At 60.0% G+C, this 18,551-nt stretch carries 14 protein-coding genes; 7 read left to right on the plus strand and 7 right to left on the minus strand.

The window, feature by feature from the left end; genetic code table 11:
- Position 1 precedes the first annotated feature (1 nt).
- From KI236_RS05685 to KI236_RS05695, 3 genes are read left to right on the plus strand one after another with little or no spacing between them, the layout of a single operon-like run.
- Positions 2–616, plus strand: a complete 615-nt coding sequence (locus KI236_RS05685; protein ID WP_212820065.1) for a V-type ATP synthase subunit D — start codon at positions 2–4, stop codon at positions 614–616.
- Complete coding sequence (locus KI236_RS05690) at positions 613–2,436, plus strand: V-type ATP synthase subunit I (RefSeq protein ID WP_212820067.1); 1,824 nt, start codon at positions 613–615, stop codon at positions 2,434–2,436. The genes KI236_RS05685 and KI236_RS05690 overlap by 4 nt, the downstream gene beginning before the upstream one ends.
- Before the next feature lie 18 nt (positions 2,437–2,454).
- A complete protein-coding gene (locus tag KI236_RS05695) occupies positions 2,455–2,889 on the plus strand; it encodes a V-type ATP synthase subunit K (RefSeq protein ID WP_212820069.1) in 435 nt (144 codons plus the stop codon).
- An 814-nt stretch (positions 2,890–3,703) separates the two neighbouring features.
- On the opposite strand, the gene radC is transcribed toward KI236_RS05695, so the two are convergent.
- Positions 3,704–4,375 carry a RadC family protein gene (radC, locus tag KI236_RS05700; RefSeq protein WP_212820071.1) on the minus strand — a complete coding sequence of 224 codons (672 nt, stop codon included), beginning with the start codon at positions 4,373–4,375 and terminating at the stop codon, positions 3,704–3,706.
- A gap of 273 nt (positions 4,376–4,648) precedes the next feature.
- On the opposite strand from radC, the gene KI236_RS05705 reads away from it, so the two are divergent.
- From KI236_RS05705 to KI236_RS05720, 4 genes are all read left to right on the plus strand, one after another.
- The gene (locus KI236_RS05705; protein WP_212820073.1) at positions 4,649–5,137 is read left to right on the plus strand and encodes an NADH-quinone oxidoreductase subunit NuoE family protein; all 489 of its coding nucleotides are present in this window, start codon (positions 4,649–4,651) and stop codon (positions 5,135–5,137) included.
- Positions 5,134–7,029 carry an NADH-quinone oxidoreductase subunit NuoF gene (locus KI236_RS05710; RefSeq protein WP_212820075.1) on the plus strand — a complete coding sequence of 632 codons (1,896 nt, stop codon included), beginning with the start codon at positions 5,134–5,136 and terminating at the stop codon, positions 7,027–7,029. Before KI236_RS05705 ends, KI236_RS05710 begins: the two co-directional genes overlap by 4 nt.
- Before the next feature lie 3 nt (positions 7,030–7,032).
- A complete protein-coding gene (locus KI236_RS05715; RefSeq protein WP_212820077.1) occupies positions 7,033–8,739 on the plus strand; it encodes a [FeFe] hydrogenase, group A in 1,707 nt (568 codons plus the stop codon).
- Positions 8,740–8,911: 172 nt separating this feature from the next.
- Positions 8,912–10,111 (plus strand): coenzyme F420-0:L-glutamate ligase, encoded by a 1,200-nt coding sequence (locus KI236_RS05720; RefSeq protein ID WP_212820079.1) that lies wholly within the window; start codon positions 8,912–8,914, stop codon positions 10,109–10,111.
- 175 nt (positions 10,112–10,286) lie between these two features.
- On the opposite strand, the gene KI236_RS05725 is transcribed toward KI236_RS05720, so the two are convergent.
- The 6 genes from KI236_RS05725 to KI236_RS05750 form a co-directional block, all read right to left on the minus strand.
- Positions 10,287–11,276, minus strand: coding sequence for a sensor histidine kinase (locus tag KI236_RS05725; RefSeq protein ID WP_212820081.1), 990 nt, complete (start codon positions 11,274–11,276; stop codon positions 10,287–10,289).
- Positions 11,273–11,944, minus strand: coding sequence for a response regulator transcription factor (locus KI236_RS05730; protein WP_212820083.1), 672 nt, complete (start codon positions 11,942–11,944; stop codon positions 11,273–11,275). Before KI236_RS05730 ends, KI236_RS05725 begins: the two co-directional genes overlap by 4 nt.
- A 648-nt stretch (positions 11,945–12,592) precedes the next feature.
- The gene (locus KI236_RS05735) at positions 12,593–14,665 is read right to left on the minus strand and encodes an ABC transporter permease (protein ID WP_212820085.1); all 2,073 of its coding nucleotides are present in this window, start codon (positions 14,663–14,665) and stop codon (positions 12,593–12,595) included.
- Positions 14,662–15,426, minus strand: a complete 765-nt coding sequence (locus KI236_RS05740) for an ABC transporter ATP-binding protein (RefSeq protein WP_212820087.1) — start codon at positions 15,424–15,426, stop codon at positions 14,662–14,664. The genes KI236_RS05735 and KI236_RS05740 overlap by 4 nt, the downstream gene beginning before the upstream one ends.
- Positions 15,427–15,701: 275 nt before the next feature.
- Entirely contained in the window at positions 15,702–16,811 is a 1,110-nt protein-coding gene (locus KI236_RS05745) for an AfsR/SARP family transcriptional regulator (protein ID WP_212820089.1), read from the minus strand.
- Positions 16,805–18,358 (minus strand): amidohydrolase, encoded by a 1,554-nt coding sequence (locus tag KI236_RS05750; protein ID WP_212820091.1) that lies wholly within the window; start codon positions 18,356–18,358, stop codon positions 16,805–16,807. Before KI236_RS05750 ends, KI236_RS05745 begins: the two co-directional genes overlap by 7 nt.
- Positions 18,359–18,551 lie beyond the last annotated feature (193 nt).

An 18,551-nucleotide genomic window follows, 5' to 3' on the forward strand; every position in this document is an offset into this window, starting at 1 on the left:
TATGGCTGTTAAACTCACAAAAAACGAGCTGAAGGTGCAGAAGGACCGCCTGAAGCAGTTTCAGCGCTACCTGCCCACCCTGCAACTGAAAAAGCAGCAGCTTCAGTCCGTGGTGATGCAGATCACCGCCCAGCTGGAGCAGGTGGAGCGGGAGTACCGTGCCGCCGTGGACGGGCTGGACGATTGGGTGGCCGTTTTCGCGGAGAACGACGCCTTCCCCCCGGATAAGCGTCTGGAGAACCTGGTGCGTCCCAGCCATGTGGAGTGCGGTCAGGAGAACATCGCCGGTGTTACCGTGCCGGTGTTCCGGGATCTGCAATTCGAGGACATCCGCTATGAGGTAGCGGACTATCCCCTCTGGGTGGATACCGCCGCCGTCCGTCTCCGGGAGATTGCCCGGCTGGACGCCCTGGCCAAGACCCTGCGCCGGCAGATGGAGCTGCTGCAAAAGGAGCTTCTTTCCACCGCCCAGCGGGTGAACCTCTTTGAAAAGGTGAAGATCCCCGAGGCCAAGGAGAACATCCGTGTCATCGGCATCTACCTGGGTGACCAGCAGACCTCCGCCGTAGTCCGGGGCAAAATTGCCAAAAAGAAGCTGCAGGAGGTGAGCCGATGATTGAGAAAATGAAGGTGGTCCACATTGTGACCACCGTGCCGGAAAAGGCCGATATGCTCACCCGTCTGCGGGCTCTGGGTATCGTCCATTTCTCCGAAAAGGCCGCCTCAGACCCCCGGTATCCGGAGCGCTTCGCCGCCTTGAGCCGCATGACCGCAGCCCTGCAGGAGTATCCCGCCCAGCCGGAGGAGGCCCTGCTGTCCGACGAGGAATTTGAGTCCTTCTTTCAGAAGCTCTCCGCCTGCCTGGATCGAAAAAAAGCCTTGCAGGAAAAGCGCACCGCCGCCCATGCGGCTGCGGAAAAGCTGGCCGAGTGGGGCCGCTTCTCCCCCGCCGAGGTAGAGGAGCTGCGCTCCCGGGGCTGGGAGGTCCACATTTACCGCACGGATAAAAAGACCCTGGCGGCCCTTACCGCCGACCCCGACATTTCCTTTGTGCGTCTGGCCTCTGTGGGTAAAATGCCCACCCTGGCCACCTTCGCTCCCCTGCCGGACTCGTATTCCGCCACGGAGTTTCCCCTCCCGGAAAAGGGTCTGGCGGAGCTGGAGCTGGAGCAGGAATACTGTGACCGGGGCCTTGCCGAGTGCGAGGAATTTCTCACCCAGGCCGCCCGGCACCTGCCCAGCATCCGAGATCAAATGCTCAAAACCCAAAATGCCGCCGAATACTCCGCCGTCAGCAACTCCTCCCAGACCCAGGACGGGCTCCTGTGGCTCCGGGGCTACCTGCCCGCCGCCCAGGTGGAGGAGTTCAAGGCGGCCGCTGCTCAGGCCCATTGGGCGTGGGCCCTGGAGGACCCGGACGCAGATGATGACCGCGTCCCCACCAAGGTCAAGTATAACAAGATCACCAAGCTGATGATCCCGGTGTTCGATATTCTCGGCACCGTCCCCGGCTACCGGGAGTACGATATTTCCTTCTGGTTCCTGGGCTTTTTCACCCTGTTTTTTGCTATGATCATCGGCGACGCGGGCTACGGCTGCCTGTTTCTGCTCCTGGCCCTGGTGCTCACGCTAAAGGGCAAGGGCAAGTCCAGCGCCGTCCAGCTTCTGTGGGTGCTGTCCATTGCCACGGTTATATGGGGCTCCCTCACCGGCACCTGGTTCGGCCTGGAGCAGGCCATGGAGGTGCCGCTGCTTAAAAAGCTGGTGATCCCCGGCTTTGCCAACTACCCGGCGTATTTCGATGTCTCCACCACCGCCCAGCAAAATGCCATTATGAAGTTCTGCTTCATCCTGGGCACGGTGCAGCTCTCCCTGGCCTGCGTCATGAATATCCGCCGCAAGCTGACGGAGAAGGACCTGAGCTGGCTGGCAGACCTGGGCTGGCTGGCGGCCATCGACGCCTTGTATTTCGTGGTTTTGTACCTGGTCATCGGCCAGCAGGCCAATCTCCCCGTGGTGGCCGCGGTGGTCATCGCCGGGTTCCTGCTGGTGGTGCTTTTCGGGGGTATGTCCCCGGATAAGAGCTTCGGTCAGGGCCTCAAGGCAGGCCTGGGAAATGCCTTTACGGTGTTTCTCAATACCATCAGCGCCTTCGGCAACATTATGAGCTACATTCGTCTGTTTGCCGTGGGTATGGCCTCTCTGGCCATCGCCCAGAGCTTCAACAACATGGCCTTCGGCTTCAAGGGCCCCCTGGTGGTGGCTGCGGTGCTGATCCTGCTCATCGGCCACGGGCTGAATATCGTCATGGGACTGCTCTCCGTGGTGGTCCACGGCGTTCGGCTGAACCTGTTGGAGTTTTCCGGTCAGCTTGGTATGGAATGGGCCGGAATCGCTTACGATCCCTTCAAAAAACAAGACAAACTAAAAAAATAAACGGATAGGAGATCAATTATGAGTATCGAATTTATTGGTATGGCTTGCGCACTGGGCCTGTCCGCCATGGGCTCTGCATTCGGTTCCGGCTTCGCCGCACAGGCCTCCGTAGGCGCGTGGAAAAAGTGCTACGCCAACGGTAAGCCCGCCCCCTTCATCATGGTGGCCTTCTCCGGTGCCCCCCTGACCCAGACCATCTACGGCTTCCTGCTGATGAACTTTATCCGCAGCGCCGTAGAGGGCGGCTGTGACGCGGCTCTGGCCATGTTCACGGGCATCTTCGCAGGATTGGCCATCGGCCTGTCTGCCTTCTTCCAGGGCAAGGTTGCCGCCGCCTCCGCCGACGCCTTGGGTGAAACCGGCAAGGGCACTGCCAACTACTTCATCGTCATCGGTATTATCGAAACGGTGGCCCTGTTTACCCTGGTTTTCAGCCTCCTGCTCCTGCAATAATAGCCTCTATAAAGCAAGCCCTCCGGCTCCCGCCGGAGGGCTTTTCTCATATCTCCACTCCCATGAAAAAACTGTCATTGCGAAACCAGTGACCGATGTCACTGGTTTCGCAATCCGTATCTCTTTGCCCCCCTTGCCTAAAGGGGGCGGCGAAGCCGTGACTGAGGGATTCTTCTTTTTCCGCGCCCACGGCAGGGCACACGGGCCCTGCCCTACAAGGTGTTGCGTTATCGGGCCCCGGGCGGACAGGGTCGTCCGCCCCTACAAGGAATTCCGTAGGGGCCGGCGTCCCCGACGGCCCATTTACCGAACTTCTTGTTGCGCTTTCGTAGGGGCCGATGATCCTGTTGCGGTGCCCAAAATTTTTGCGCTGCCTTACGGCGAACGCTTAAAATTTTGACCGCGGCCACTCGCTCACTTCGCTGCTTCCGCCACCGGCGGCGCTCGATTCGCTCCCCACATCGGCCCGCCGTACCGCACTCCTTGTAACCCCTCCGTAGGGGCGGGGTTCTACCCCGCCCGCAGGAGGGGAAATCGGCGAAGCGCCGCCAGTGGCGGATGAAGCAAGCCGGTTTCGAGGAAGTGCCCCGATTGGCGGGTACGACAGTGCCCGTCAGTCGGTTGGCACGACGGTGGGCAAGAGAGCCCCGCCCCTACGCACCGCAAAAGCGCCGGGCCTCCCGGCCCGGCGCTCCCCATATCCGAATATAAAAAGCCTCGCAGAGTTTGCCGCCTTGCGACAAAATTATGCGCGCAGCAGCCTGCAATCCCCTTGGTGGAAAATTCCGCAGGAATTTTCGCCAGTTTTCGTCAGTTATATAAGCAGCCCGCTGGCCGCCATGCTCACATAGTCCCCATCGGCCACAATAATGTGGTCCACCAGCTGAATATTCATGGTCCGCAGCGCATCCCGTATCAGCCTCGTGGTGGCGCAGTCCTCCTGGGACGGCAGTGCCACGCCGCTGGGATGGTTATGGGCCAGCACAACGGCCACCGCCCCGGCCCGCAGGGCATACTCCACCACCTGCCGCACGCTCACCGCCGCCATGCTCACATCCCCCTCGGCCAGGCATCGGGAGGAAAGCACCTTACCCTTTCCATCCAGGCACACCTGCCACAGCATCTCCCGCCGACTGCCCGACAGCAGCTCCGCGAAGTATTCCCCGCACTTGTCCACAGAGTTGAGGATGCGCTCCGGCGCCCCCTGCAGCGACCGCTGCCAAATCTGCGGCACCAGGCTCAGCAGCACCGCCGCGTTCTCTCCCACGCCCTCCACGGTGGACAGCTCCTCCACCGGCGCGGAAAACACCCCCTGCAGCGACCCAAATCGCTCCAGCAGCCTATGGGCCAGCTCGTTGGTATCCCGTCGGGGAATGGCATAGTACAGCAGCATCTCCAGTAGCTCGTGGTCCGCAAAGGCCCGGGGCCCGTTCTCCAGCAGCTTCTTGCGCTGCCTGGCCCTGTGCCCCTGATGCACGCTGCCCATATTTCTCTCCCCTTTCGTCTTTTCGTCTGAGTATACCACGGAATCCCTTCCCGCTCAAGGTCTCCTCCCGGTTTTTCACCGGAAAAATCCTTGGCCGCCCTGCAAACTATCGATTTGCACAATTTCCCCCTCTATTTTTTGTCATACCTGCGCCGGTAAAAGATTGTTAAAACTATTGCAATCTTCTCCTGCTATGTTAAAATACACTTGTCGCGCAATCTTTCGCGCGGCAGCAATGAAATGATGATTAGTATAGCAAGGAGAACGGAAATCATGAGCATGAACCAGCGACTTGCCCGGGTCAGCGAGATCATCGCCGACCATGGGGCGCAGCCCAGCCAGTTGATTGCCATTTTGCAGGACACGCAGACAGCCTTCAACTATCTCAGTCAGGAGGACATGACCCTCATTGCCCAGCGCCTGGGCATCAGCACGGCCAAGGTTTACAGCGTGGCCACCTTTTACGAAAATTTTTCTCTGGAGCCCAAGGGCAAGCACATCATCCGCGTGTGCGACGGCACCGCCTGCCATGTCCGCAAGTCCCAGCCCATTTATGACGCCATCCACGACTATATGCAGCTCACCGGCAAGCGCAAGACCGACGCCGACGGACTTTTCACCCTGGAGACGGTGGCCTGCCTGGGTGCCTGCGGCCTGTCCCCGGTGCTGACCATCGACGGCGAGGTCCACGCCAAAATGACCCCGGACTCGGCCCTGGCTCTGCTGGAATCCATTCGTAAAGAGGAGGAGCTTGCCAAATGAGTGTTCTGACCCGAGAGGGCTTCCACGCCCTGCAGGCCCAGGCTGCCGACGCCTTAGCGCGCAGCAAGTCCGCCCTGACGGTGCTTATCTGCGCTGGTACCGGCTGCATTGCCAGCGGCTCCATGAAGGTCTATGAAAATCTCCGCAGCGAGTGCCAGGAGCGGGGCCTCAGCATCTATGTGGGTCTCACCCACCACGGCGAGGAGGAAAAGAGCCTCCACATTAAAATGAGCGGCTGCCATGGCTTCTGCGAAATGGGCTGCCTGGTCCACATCGAGCCCCTGGGCGTCATGTATGTCCGGGTAAAGCCCGAGGACTGCCACGAGATCGTGGAGCGCACCCTTCTGGGCGGCGAAATCATCGAGCGCCTGACCTACCACCAAAACGGCGTATCCTACCCCCGTCAGGAGGATATCCCCTTTTATAAAAAGCAGCACCGGGTGGTGCTCAAGGGCTGCGGTGCCAGCGATGCCGAGGATCTGGAGGAGTACATCGCCAAGGATGGCTACCGTGCCTTTGAAAAAGCCCTGTTCGACATGACGGACGAGGCCATCTGCCGGGAGATTTCCGACTCCGGCCTCCGGGGCCGGGGCGGCGGCGGCTTCCCTGCCGGGCGCAAGTGGGAGAGCGTGCGCAGAAATGTCTCCGATGTGAAGTACATCGTCTGCAACGGCGATGAGGGTGACCCCGGCGCCTTTATGGACCGCTCCATCATGGAGGGTAACCCCCACTCCGTTATCGAGGGCATGATGATTGCCGGTGTCGCCACCGGAGCCACCGAGGGCTATATCTATGTCCGGGCCGAGTATCCCCTGGCCGTAGAGCGCCTGCAGGTAGCCATTGACAAGGCCACCCGTCTGGGCCTGCTGGGCGATAATATCATGGACTCCGACTTCAGCTTCCATATGCACATCAACCGGGGTGCCGGTGCCTTCGTCTGCGGCGAGGGCAGCGCCCTTACCGCCTCCATCGAGGGCAAGCGCGGTATGCCCCGCACCAAGCCTCCCCGCACCGTGGACCACGGCCTGTGGGGCAAGCCCACCGTTCTCAACAATGTAGAGACCTTTGCCAATGTCCCCGGTATTCTCAATAAAGGTGCCGCCTGGTACCGCTCCATCGGCACCGACACCAGCTCCGGCACCAAGACCTTCGCCCTCACCGGCAATGTGGTAAACACGGGCCTGGTGGAGGTTCCCATGGGTACCACCCTCCGGGAGATCATTTTCGACATCGGCGGCGGCATCCAAAACGGCAAAAAATTCAAGGCCGTGCAGATCGGCGGTCCCGCCGGGGGCTGCCTTACCGAGGAGCATTTGGACCTGCCCCTGGACTTCGATTCCCTGAAGAAGGTCGGTGCCATCGTAGGCTCCGGCGGTCTGGTGGTCATGGACGAGGACACCTGCATGGTGGAGACCGCCCGTTTCTTCATGCACTTCACCCAGAATGAGTCCTGCGGCAAGTGTGTTCCCTGCCGGGAGGGCACCAAGCGTATGCTGGAGATTTTGGACCGGATCGTGGTCAACGAAGGTTCCCCCGAGGACCTGGACCTGCTGGAGAGTCTCTCCGACACCATCTCCACCACCGCCCTGTGCGGCCTGGGTCAGAGCGCCTGCAAGCCGGTGCTCAGCACCCTGCGCTACTTCCGGGAGGAATACCTGCACCATGTGGTAGACCACCACTGCCCCGTGTGCAACGGCCGCAAGCGTCGTCTGGAAATCAAGGCGGAGCTGTGCAAGGGCTGCGGCAAGTGCGCCCGCAACTGCCCCATGGAGGCCATTTCCGGTCACCCCCGCACGCCGTATGTCATCGATAATGAAAAGTGCATCCACTGCGGTGCCTGCTGGGGCGCCTGCCCCTTCGGGGCCATTGATGCCATCGAAGAGGAGGGTTAAGCCATGGCAAAAGGAATTATGATTATCGACGGCATCCGCGTTCCCTTTGACGGGGAGAAAAATGTTCTGGCCGTTGTGCGCAAGGCGGGCATCGACATTCCCACCTTCTGCTATTACTCCGACCTGAGCATCTACGGCGCGTGCCGTATGTGCATGGTGGAGGACACCAAAACCGGCAAGATCGAGGCCTCCTGCTCCATGGAGCCCCGGGACGGTATGTCTATTCGCACCAATACGGCGAAGCTCTTAAAGCATCGGCGTATGATTCTGGAGCTGCTCCTGGCCTCCCACGACTGCAACTGTACCAACTGCGCCAAGAGCGGCAACTGCCGCCTGCAGGAGCTGGCCCAGCGCTTCGGCGTGCGCCATATCCGCTTCCCGGACACTCGCCCCCGCTATGAGATGGACTACACCAGCTACGCCATCTTCCGCGACCCCAATAAGTGCATTCTCTGCGGCGACTGCGTCCGGGTCTGCGAGGAGAAGCAGGGCCAGGGTATCCTGGACTTTGCAGGCCGGGGCAGCGAGCTGCAGGTGATGCCCGCCTTCGATAGGAAGCTCAGCGAGACTAAGTGCGTCAGCTGCGGTCAGTGTGCCGCCGTGTGTACCACCGGCGCCATCACCGTCAATGATCAGATCGGCACCGCCTGGCGGGCCATCCACGACCCCCAAAAGCGTGTGGTGGTGCAAATTGCCCCTGCCGTCCGGGTGGCCATCGGCGAGGAATTCGGCTATGCCCCCGGCGAGAATATCCTGGACCGGGTGGTCTCCGCCCTGAAAATCATGGGTGTGGACGAGGTGTACGACACCAACTTTGCCGCGGATATGACCACCATTTCCGAGGCGGAGGAGTTCCTGCAGCGTCTGAAGGCAGGCGGCCCCTTCCCCATGTTCACCTCCTGCTGCCCCGCCTGGGTAAAGTATCTGGAGCTGAACGACCCCAAGTATCTCGAGAATATCTCCACCTGCAAGTCTCCCATGCAGATGTTTGCCTCGGTCCTCAAGGCCAAGTATGCCGAAAAGGACGCCTCCGACGGCCGCACCACCTACCACATCGCCATCATGCCCTGCACAGCCAAGAAGATGGAGGCCGCCCGGGATGAGTTCTTCCATGACGGCACTCCGGATGTGGACCTGGTCCTCACCACCCGGGAGCTGGTGGACATGATCCGGGAGACGGGCATCCACTTAGACGAGCTGGAGCTGGAGTCCCCGGACCTTCCCTTCGGCCTGGGCTCCGGTGCGGCGGTGATCTATGGCGTCACCGGCGGCGTGGCGGAGTCGGTGGTGCGCCACTGCCTGCCTGATAAGTCCAAAAACACCCTGCGTCAGGTGCGTGTTTCCGGCATTCGGGGCGATGAGCCCATTCGGGAGGTCACCTACGATGTAGACGGCACCGAAATCAAGATCGCCGTGGTCAACGGCCTGATCCACGCCAAAGAGCTCATCGCCGACATAGAGGCGGGTAAGCGTTTTTACCACCTGGTGGAGGTCATGAGCTGCCAAGGCGGCTGCGTCGGCGGTGCCGGGCAGCCCTACGGTCTCACCGCCGCCAAAAAGGAACGGGGCAACGGTCTCTATGCCGCCGATGCCTCCGCCCTCTTCAAGCGCGCCGAGAAGAACCCCGTGGTCACCGCCATGCTCTCGGACTTCGGCCCCCAGTGGTGCCATGACCACCTCCATGTCCACTACGGCCACCGGGACCAGTAACGGACCCAGAGTATTTATACCCATCCTCCGGCAAGGACGGCTCCGGCCGTCCTTGTCTTAGTTATAAGTTCTGTTTATTTCTGAAATAATAATTTCATATTTCACTTATGCCGTCAGATAGGGTATACTATAACCCGCTTGAAAAAAACATTACCGTAAAGGAGACTTCTCTATGAGCAGAACCATCGGTACCGTAGCACGCGGTGTACGCGCCCCCATTTTCCGTCAGGGTGACGATGTCGTTTCCATAACCGCCGACACCGTTGCAAACGCCTTGGCCGAGGAGGGCATTGCCCCCCGCGACAAGGATGTAGTAGCCATCACCGAGTCCGTGGTGGCTCGCTGCCAGGGTAACTACGCTACCGTCCGGCAGATCGCTGCGGATGTCCGGGCCAAGACCGGCGGCAAGACCGTGGGCATCACCTTCCCCATTCTCAGCCGCAACCGTTTCTCCCTTCTGCTCTCCGGCATTGCCTCCGGCGCGGAGAAGATCGTTCTGCTCCTCAGCCTGCCCTCCGATGAGGTGGGCAACCATCTGGTCAGCATGGACCAGCTGGACGAGGCCGGCGTAGATCCCTTCCGGGATGTGCTGACCCTGGAGCAGTTCCGCAGCCACTTCGGCTCCGTGATCCATCCCTTCACCGGCGTTGACTATGTAGACTATTACCAGCGTATCATTCAGGAGGCCGGCGCCCAGGCGGAGATCATTTTCTCCAACCGTGTCCAGTCCATCCTCCCCTACACCGACACCGTCATCTGCTGCGACATTCACACCCGCCAGCGCTCCAAGCGCCTGCTGAAGGCCGCCGGCGCTAAGTGCGTCCTGGGCCTGGATGACCTGCTGACCTCCTCCGTGGACGGCAGCGGCTATAACCCCCAGTACGGCCTCCTGGGCTCCAACAAAGCCGATGACGGCCGCGTGAAGCTCTTCCCCCGGGACACCATGGCCGTGGCGGAGGCCCTGGGTCAGGCTCTGTCCCAGCGCACCGGCAAGCATATCGAGGCCATGATCTACGGTGACGGCGCCTTCAAGGACCCCGTCGGAAAGATCTGGGAGCTGGCGGACCCCGTTGTCGCCCCCGGCTATACCAGCGGTTTGGTGGGCACCCCCAATGAGCTGAAGCTGAAGTACCTGGCCGACAAGGACTTTGCCGACCTCAGCGGCGAGGCCCTGCAGCAGGCCATTTCCGAGAAGATTCGCCAGAAGGACGCCTCGGTCTCCCTGGTAGGCAACATGGTCTCCGAGGGCACCACCCCCCGCAACCTGACGGACCTCATCGGCTCCCTCTGTGACCTGACCTCCGGCAGCGGCGACAAGGGTACTCCCATCGTCTACATCCAGGGCTATTTCGATAACTACACCACCGACTAATTCCCTTACCATTTCTTTTCTCTCTTTTTCCTTTTTCCCCTTTTCAGCCGCGCAGGTTTGCCCCCTGCGCGGCCCCTTTTTTCTTTCCCCTGTGCTATATAAGCCGGCCCCGGCAGCGTATCAAAAAGCCGAACTCCTCGGGTCTTACCCCGCCGGAGTCCGGCTAATTTTCTTTTTATCCCTCCTGCCTCAGGTGCAGGGTAAAGGTCGTCCCCTGCCCGGGTCTGCTGTCCACGGTAATGGGAATGTGCAGCAGCGCCGCCGCCTTTCCCGCCAGATACAGCCCCAGTCCGCTGGAGGTCCGCTCCAGACGCCCGTTCTCCCCGGTGTACCCCTTCTCAAAGATCCGCGGCAGGTCCTCCGGGGCGATGCCGATGCCCGTGTCCGAAATGCGCAGGCAGTCCCCCTCCAGCCGGATGGTAATGTATCCCTCCGGGGTGTACTTGATGGCGTTGGAGAGCAGCTGCTCCAAAATACACACAAACCACTTCCGGTCCGTCACCACCGTCCGCTCCGTGGGCTCATAGTGAAGGCTCAGCTTTCGCAGTACAAACTGCGGCCCATACCGCCGCACGGCCTCCCTTATCAGCTCATCCAGGTCGCACCGGGTAATGACCAGATCGTTCTCGCCCCCGTCCAGCCGCAGGTACTGCAGCACCATGTCCACATACTGCTCCATGCGGAATAGCTCCGCCCCCATGGCCCGATGCTCCGGGCTCTCCGCCCCCAGATACAGCTTCATCACCGCCATAGGCGTCTTGATCTGATGCACCCAGGTGGTGTAGTAGTCCAGCATGTCCTGCCGCTGCGCCTCCTGGGCGGCGGTCTCCTGCCGGAGCTGCCTTCCCAGACTGCGGATCATGTCGCCGTAGTCCGCCTGCTCCAAGGTCCTTTCCTCAGGCAGACTATTCCACTCGGTCAAAATGGCCTCCCGCAGCCGCAGCCGCTCCCGGGCCGCCTGCATTTCCCTGCGCAGGTCCAGTCCCAGCAGTAAAAGCCCCAAAGCCAGCGTCAGCACCCCGGCATACAGCAGCGGCTCCCACATAATGCGGTACAGGTAAAACACCACCCATTCCGTCAAAACCGTCAGCACCCACAGCAAAATCGCCACCCGGTTTTTGCGCAGGCAGTCCCCCAGGACCGCCCCCCTGCGTCCCTTTTTCATAGAATGATGTACCCCCTGCCCGGCTTCGTGAGGATCACGCCCTCCAGGCCGCCCTCCTCCAGCTTTTTCCGCAGCCTCGCCACATTTACCGTCAGGGTGTTTTCCTCCACATAGAGGTCGCTCTGCCACAGGCGCATCATCAGCTCCTCCCGACTCACGATCTTCCCCCGGTTTTCCAGCAGCAGCTGCAAAATGCGAAATTCGTTTTTTGTCAGCTCCACCCGTCCCTTTTCCGTGTGCAGGCAGCCATCGCCCAGACTCAGGGTAGCCCCGCAGAATTCCACGGTCTGCCCTGCCCCGGCGATCTCATAGGTCCGCCGCAGCACCGCCTGCACCTTGGCCGTAAGGACCATGGGGTCCACAGGCTTGGCGATAAAGTCGTCCCCGCCCATGTTCAGGGCCATGACGATGTTCATGTTGTCCGACGCAGAGGAGAGAAACACCACCGGCACCGCCGAAATCTCCCGAATCCGGCTGCACCAATAGTACCCGTCCCGGTAAGGGAGCTTAATGTCCATAAGCACCAGCTGCGGCTGACAGGCGGCAAATTCCCCCAAAACATCCGCAAAATCCTCCACGCACCGCACCCGGCTTCCATAGCTCTCCAGCAGCTTCTGCACCGCCAGCGCCAGGGCCCGGTCATCCTCCACCAGTAGGATCTGATACATGCATTTCCTCCTCCCACGGGCATAAGCCAGCGTGTCGAAAAAATCTTTTCGCCCCGCTGCCTAAGTTTTTGAAGCTTTGAAAAAGCTTCAAAAACTACTGATTTCAATGGTAAGGGACACCCTTCTTGGGTTTCCCTCACACACCCTTCCTTACCGTTATCGCAAATCCTGCCACTTTATCGACAGTCTCAGGCTATCTCATAAGAGGTGGCCTTCGCCCATAATAAACCATGTCATTGCGAGACCAGTTCGCAAACTGGTCGTGGCAATCCGCATCCCCCGTCCCCTCGGCTCCCTTGCCTAAAGGGGGCTGGCACGGCGAAGCCGTGACTGGGGGAGTCTTTCCCCGTACTCCCTGCAAAAACCTGTCATTGCGAGACCAGTTCGCAAACTGGTCGTGGCAATCCGCATCTCCCGCCCCCTCGGCCCCCTTGCCTAAAGGGGGCTGGCACGGCGAAGCCGTGACTGGGGGATTCCTCCCCGCACCGCACCTTCTTGTAGCGCTTTCGTAGGGGCGACCCTCGCGGTCGCCCGCCCCACAGACTTCTTGCAAACCACCCGTAGGGGCCGATGCCTACATCGGCCCGCCGTACTGCACCATCAATAATGCTTCCGTAGCGGCGGACGCCTCTGTCCGCCCCCTACGCCTTACCGCACGATTTTATAATAGGTCCGGGCCGTGGCCATATAGATCAGCGTGTACACCGCCGCAAATACCCCGAAGGTGACAAGCGAGCAGACCACAAACAAGCTCGTGCTGGACAAAAGCAAAATGTGCAGCACCTTCTCCAAAATGGGAAATGCAAAGGCCAAATGCATCCCCGCCACCACCAGCGGCAGGAAAAATACCAGCAGCACCTGGCTGTTGATGGTGCTTTTCACCTCCCGGCGGCTCATGCCCACCTTCTGCATGATCTGGAACCGGGCCCGATCCTCGTAACCCTCGGAGATCTGCTTGTAATACACGATCAGCACCGTGGCAAACAGGCACACCAGCCCCAGGATAATGCCCAAAAACAGCAGTGCCCCGCACATGGCCGTCACGGACTCCCGGGCGCCCCACACGGTGTTGCCTGTGATGATCAGGCTTTCACCCGGCTCCTGCTGCTGGGGAAAGGCCGCCTCCTTCAGGTACGCCTTCACATCCCGCTCCAGCTTTTCTCCTACATCACCGTTGGCTCCCCGGCCCGCAAAGCTCGCCGCGATACGCCGGGTATAGTCCGAGGCCGCGTTCCCGTAGACCTGCTTTTGCTGGTCATATAGGTGCGCCAGCACACTCTCGTCTGCTACCACCACGCCGTAGCAGTTGGTGGACAACTCCTCCATGCCGGACCGAATGGGGAACTCGGGCAGCACGGTTTTCACCTGATAGCTGTCCCCCTCTATGGTGATCTCCGTCCGGTCAAGGCCCCTCTGGCGGATGTCCATGGGACACACGGCGATTTCATCCTCAGCCAGGTTCAGCTCCTCCCCGCCCAGGCTGCGGTACATCTCCTGGGTGATATAGGTCATCACGCTGAGTCCCTTGAGACTGTCGGCGGCGTTGCCGTCCGCCTGCCGGCAGTACAGGACGCCGTTTTCATTCTTATAGGAGACCGTCAGATACTCCTGGAAGTCCATCTCCTTTATGGTCAGGCCGTTTTTTCCCGCCCCCTGCTCTACGGCCCGGAGCAGGGTCTCCCGGGGCATATCCTCCGAGTGCAGCAACACGCCCTCATCGCTCCACTGCATATACCGTGCGGAGAGATAATAATCCTGGGGATAGTTCCGCTTCACCGTCTCCTCCGCCCCGGCATACAGGCTCACAGTGGTGGAGATCATCACCAGCACCCCTGTGGCCAGAATTGCGATGGAGGCCAGGCCCACGGCGTTCTGCTTCATGCGGTAGAGAAGACCCGATACGGCAGGCATGTGTTTTTTATTATAATAGAACCTTCTATTCTTTTTCAAGGCCTTCAGCACAAAAATACTTCCGGCCACGAACAAAAAGTAGGTTCCGATGATCACCAGTATCACCGCCACGAAGAACAGGACAATGGCCTTCAGAGGATTCTGGGTAGTAAGGGAAATGTAATAGCCCCCACCCAGGGCCAGCAGGCCCAGCACCAGCAGCGGCCACTTGACCTTGGGTTCCCGCTCGCCCACATTGGCAGAGGAGAGCATCTCCACAGGCTTGAGGCGGGCGATGGTCACGCAGTTGACGCCGTAGGCCACCACATCCAGCACCAGGAAAAAGGCTCCGGACAGGGCCAGGCTCCTGGCATTTATAAAGTAAAAGCCCAAAACGATCTCCGCGTTCAGCAGCTGGCAGATAAGCAGAGAGCAGAGCTTGTAAAACAGCGTCCCCAGCGCAAGTCCCAGCACCACGGATGCCAGGCTGCTAAGGGCTGTTTCGTGGAAAAGCACCCGGCAGATGTGCCGCTTTTCCAGGCCCAAAATATTATAAACGCCAAACTCACGCTTGCGCTGCTTCATGAGAAAGCTGTTGATATAAAACAGCAGAATTACCGACAGCAGCATCATCACCGCCACGCCGATGGACATGAACACCTCGATGTATTGTCCGCCCCGGAGCTGCAGGATGCGTTCGTCGGTCCGGAGGGTGAACACAATGTAAAACACGCATAAAAGCCCTGCCTCAGACAGAATACGCGGGAGGAAAAACCGGCGGTTCTTGCTGATGTTGCTCCGGGCCAGCTTCAGAAAAAATCCCCTTTTCATTCAGCGTCCCTCCCTGTGCGGAGCATGGTCAGGGTGTCGCTGATCTTTTTATAGAGCTGCTGGTCACTGCACTCACCCCGGTAAATTTGGTGGAACACCACACCGTCCCGGATGAACAGCACCCGCCCGGCATGGGAGGCGGCGTCCACGGAGTGGGTGACCATGAGGATGGTCTGGCCCTGGCCGTTGACCTTTTCAAACATCCGCAAAAGGTCCGCCGAGGACGCGGAATCCAAGGCCCCGGTGGGCTCGTCCGCCAAGAGTAGCTTGGGGCCGGCGATCATGGCCCGGGCCACGGCGGCGCGCTGCTTCTGGCCGCCGGATACCTCATAGGGGAACTTGTGCAGGATGTCCTCAATGCCCAGAGACCGGGCCAGGGGCAGCAGGGTCTGCTGCATCTGCTGCACACCTTTTCCCGCCAAAACCAAGGGCAGGAGGATATTGTCCTCAATGGAAAAAGTATCCAGCAGGTTAAACTCCTGGAATACAAAGCCCAGGTTGTCCCGGCGGAAGGCGGCCAGGTCCCCCTCGGGGATGGTCTCCAGGTTTTTCCCCGACAAAAGCACCTCTCCGGCCGTGGGCCTGTCCAGGGCCGCCAGGATATTCAGCAGGGTGGTTTTGCCGGAGCCGGACTCGCCCATGATGGCCACATACTCCCCCTCCTGCACAGAAAAGGTCACGCCCTTCAGGGCCTGGACCCGGTTGCCGCCAAAGCGGGAGGTATAGGTTTTTTTCACTTCATTAACCTTTAAAATTTCCATATTAAACCTCCGAAATCTGATTTACAGGCTTATTTTACGGCAAACCGGGCCGCTCCGCCATCGCTTCGGGTGACAGGGCTGTGACAGTTTTGTAAGGGGGGGGAGCATCGGTGCCATTTGGTGCAGTTTGGTGCAGCTGCGGTGACGGATTTGGGACGGAAGCGGTGACGGATTCGGTGTCGAAGCAGCCCCGGCCCGTCCTGTTTTGCACCCGGCCATAAAGTGCCGCTCCCCGGCCTGCGCAGTGCGGGTCGGGGAGCAGAGGAGCGCGGGGCTTACAGCAGCACAAGGCTGCTCCCGCATTTCATTTGAAGGACGGCGGCTACATCCCGGCTGAGGTCATCCAGGGGAGCGCCGTTTACAGACTGAATTTCCAGTTTTTGGATGGAGTCTCCCGCGCAAAGGGCGCAGATGAGATCCATGAACGCCTCGGCTATCCGCACCAGGGGCACCGGGGCGCAGAGGCACTCTCCCAGCTCGGGCCGGAAATACGCCAGGTCGGAAAGCTGCTGCGCCGTCAGGTAATCGGCCCAGTTGACCTGGCCGCACCCGTAAAGGGCCCGCAGCACCTGGGACATCCAGCCCCCGGGCAGGGACGGAACGGTGCAGACCTCCAAATGCAGCACACGGCCCCGGGGCTCCTTGCTCTCCTGCAGGTGCAGGTGCTTGCTCAGCTCCTGCAGCTTCACCGACGGCTCCACACCCACATCCCGCAGCAGACGGCTGCAAAACATCTGATAGTACTGGGCGGCCTCCCGCCGGGCGTTTCGCTGCAGCAAAATCTCCAGGCGTATCTGCACAATGTCCTCATTATAGGGGTCTATTTCCTCGCAGGCGGACAGGAGCTGCAGGCAGTCGTCATAGAGCTTATTCTCATAGGTCAGGTGAATCAGCCGGTGATAGACCACCAGCTTTCGGTTTTCCAGATAGTACCGGCGCAGAATGATATGCTCCAGGAAGCCGTCGCAGTTGTGCAGGCTGCAATTTTCAAGAAAATCGCCCCGGAAAAGCGACAGCAGGTGCTTCAGCTCCCCTATGGAGTCCATGGTTTCGGGGTCGGCCTGCTCGATTTCCACAATGTCGCAGCGGAAGCTGAAGTGGGGATTGATCCCGACCACATCCTTGCTCACCAGCAAGAACGGCTCTCCGTCCGCCTGCACAAGGGTCTTTTTGATCTGCCAGAGGTTAAAGCGGAGATTATATTTGGCGGCATCGTCCTCGCTCTCGCCCCAGAGAAAACCGATGAGGTCGCTGCGGCGCATTTGGCGGGAGCTGTTCATCAAAATCAGCGCCAGGATGGCGGCGGACTTGCTGCTGATCTGCCCGCTTACATCCACGCCGTCCAGCAGAAACTGCGTCTGCCCCATAAATGTAATACTTAACATAGGCTTGCCATTCTGTTAAACACGACACGGCCACCCTTAATGGTCATGTCCACCTTGACTTCCTTCAGCTGCTGCGGGTCCGTCTGTGTGATGTCGCGATCCAGGATGACGATGTCTGCGTCCATGCCCTCCCGCAGGCTGCCCTTCTGCTTTTCCAGGAAAAGCGCATAGGCCCCGTTAACGGTGTACATCTCCAGGGCCTCCTGAAGGGTGGCGCTGTTGGCAGGAACAGGGTGATTCACGGCGTAATGGATCCCCAGAAGGGGATTGATATGGGTGACGGGTGGGTCGGCCCCTGCGCAAACCGTTATGCCGCTGTCGATGATGCGGCGGAAGCGGTTGGTGGTGCCGTAATGGGCGCCCAGGCGCTGCTGATACATACCCCCGGGATAGCCCCACAGCCCCTCATAGCCGGGCTGCATACACAGGATCACTCCCAGACGGGCGGCCCGCTCCATCTGAGAGGGGGTAATCAGCTCCGCATGCTCGATTCGGTGGCGCATGGCGGGGACATCGTATTTCTCCGCAGCGGCCTCCAAGGCCTGAAGCACCGCCTCAATGGCCATGTCCCCGATGGCGTCAAAGCCGATTTGCAGGTCGTGTTGGCAGCACTCCATGGTGAACTGGGTCAGGGCGTCCCGGGTCAGATAGACCCAGCCGCGCTTGTGGGGAGCATCGGCATAGTCGAAGGACAGAGCGGCAGACCGGCCGCCCATGGTGCCGTCGATATACAGCGCGCCGCCGATGTGCTTCAGGCCCTGCTCCAGGGCGCGCTTACACTCGGTGGTCTGATAGAAAATCTCTATGGTCAGCGGATAGCGGTCCTTATAGCGCACCAAAAAATCGCTGGCACGCAGAGGGGCCTGCTCCGCCTGGGCACCCCGGCACTCCATAGCGGCCACGGTGGTCACGCCGTAGGATAGGGCCATTTTTGAACCCAGGGCCGCCGCCTTATCAAAATCGTCATAGGAATGGGTATCCATCACATTGCTCTCCAGGCGGTTTTCCGCCTGGTTGGTGAAAATACCCGTGAGAATGCCGTTTGCATCCGTTTGGATCCCCGGCAGGGTGAAGGGGATCTTATAATAGAGAATGCCCACCGTATTGAGCATGATGGTATGGCGGTCCAGGGAAAAGATCAGCACCGGCTTATCGGCACAGTAGCGGTCAAGGACCCGGCGGTCCGGGAGGGCCTTTTCCTCCAGGCAGCTGCTGTCCAGATGATAGGCCGTGATCACGCTGCGCTTTGCGGCCTCCCGGCGGAGGATCTGGCCCATCTGCTCGTAATTCCGGGCGGGAGAGAGGTCCACACAGCCGCACTCCAGCCCCAACCGGACCACCTCGAAATGATTATCGATAAAGCCGGGCAGAACCGTGTGGCCCTTGGCATCAATGGTCTGCACCGTGCCGGAGATATACTCCGGCCTGCAGTCTCCCACGCCCAAACGGGAGATCTTGCCGTCATGGGTCAGCAGCCAGTCGGCGCACCGGCCCCCGTCCATACAGAGGATCTTTCCGTTTTTAATGAGAAGGTCTCTTTGGTCCATGACATTTGCTCCTATCTCTGCGGCGGCAAAGGGGTCGGGCTTTCCCGAAAGCACTTTGAGACGCCGGACGGCGTTTTTTAATTTCTCAAACCTCTTCAAAAGCAGCGGCACCCGGGGGAAGGTCCCATTTATGGGGAGGCACGCGCCCGTCTTTACTGCCGTATCCGCAGACCTATTCTTTCTATGGCTCAGT

Origin of the sequence: Vescimonas fastidiosa, from assembly GCF_018326305.1 — a bacterium.
Lineage (GTDB): Bacteria > Bacillota > Clostridia > Oscillospirales > Oscillospiraceae > Vescimonas > Vescimonas fastidiosa.

What these genes read in the sequence shown, in the direction of transcription:
- KI236_RS05685 (WP_212820065.1), top strand. Translation starts at nt 2, where the DNA reads ATGGCTGTTAAACTCACAAAAAACGAGCTGAAGGTGCAGAAGGACCGC.
- KI236_RS05690 (WP_212820067.1), top strand. Translation starts at nt 613, where the DNA reads ATGATTGAGAAAATGAAGGTGGTCCACATTGTGACCACCGTGCCGGAA.
- KI236_RS05695 (WP_212820069.1), top strand. Translation starts at nt 2,455, where the DNA reads ATGAGTATCGAATTTATTGGTATGGCTTGCGCACTGGGCCTGTCCGCC.
- radC (WP_212820071.1), bottom strand. Translation starts at nt 4,375, where the DNA reads ATGGGCAGCGTGCATCAGGGGCACAGGGCCAGGCAGCGCAAGAAGCTG.
- KI236_RS05705 (WP_212820073.1), top strand. Translation starts at nt 4,649, where the DNA reads ATGAGCATGAACCAGCGACTTGCCCGGGTCAGCGAGATCATCGCCGAC.
- KI236_RS05710 (WP_212820075.1), top strand. Translation starts at nt 5,134, where the DNA reads ATGAGTGTTCTGACCCGAGAGGGCTTCCACGCCCTGCAGGCCCAGGCT.
- KI236_RS05715 (WP_212820077.1), top strand. Translation starts at nt 7,033, where the DNA reads ATGGCAAAAGGAATTATGATTATCGACGGCATCCGCGTTCCCTTTGAC.
- KI236_RS05720 (WP_212820079.1), top strand. Translation starts at nt 8,912, where the DNA reads ATGAGCAGAACCATCGGTACCGTAGCACGCGGTGTACGCGCCCCCATT.
- KI236_RS05725 (WP_212820081.1), bottom strand. Translation starts at nt 11,276, where the DNA reads ATGAAAAAGGGACGCAGGGGGGCGGTCCTGGGGGACTGCCTGCGCAAA.
- KI236_RS05730 (WP_212820083.1), bottom strand. Translation starts at nt 11,944, where the DNA reads ATGTATCAGATCCTACTGGTGGAGGATGACCGGGCCCTGGCGCTGGCG.
- KI236_RS05735 (WP_212820085.1), bottom strand. Translation starts at nt 14,665, where the DNA reads ATGAAAAGGGGATTTTTTCTGAAGCTGGCCCGGAGCAACATCAGCAAG.
- KI236_RS05740 (WP_212820087.1), bottom strand. Translation starts at nt 15,426, where the DNA reads ATGGAAATTTTAAAGGTTAATGAAGTGAAAAAAACCTATACCTCCCGC.
- KI236_RS05745 (WP_212820089.1), bottom strand. Translation starts at nt 16,811, where the DNA reads ATGTTAAGTATTACATTTATGGGGCAGACGCAGTTTCTGCTGGACGGC.
- KI236_RS05750 (WP_212820091.1), bottom strand. Translation starts at nt 18,358, where the DNA reads ATGGACCAAAGAGACCTTCTCATTAAAAACGGAAAGATCCTCTGTATG.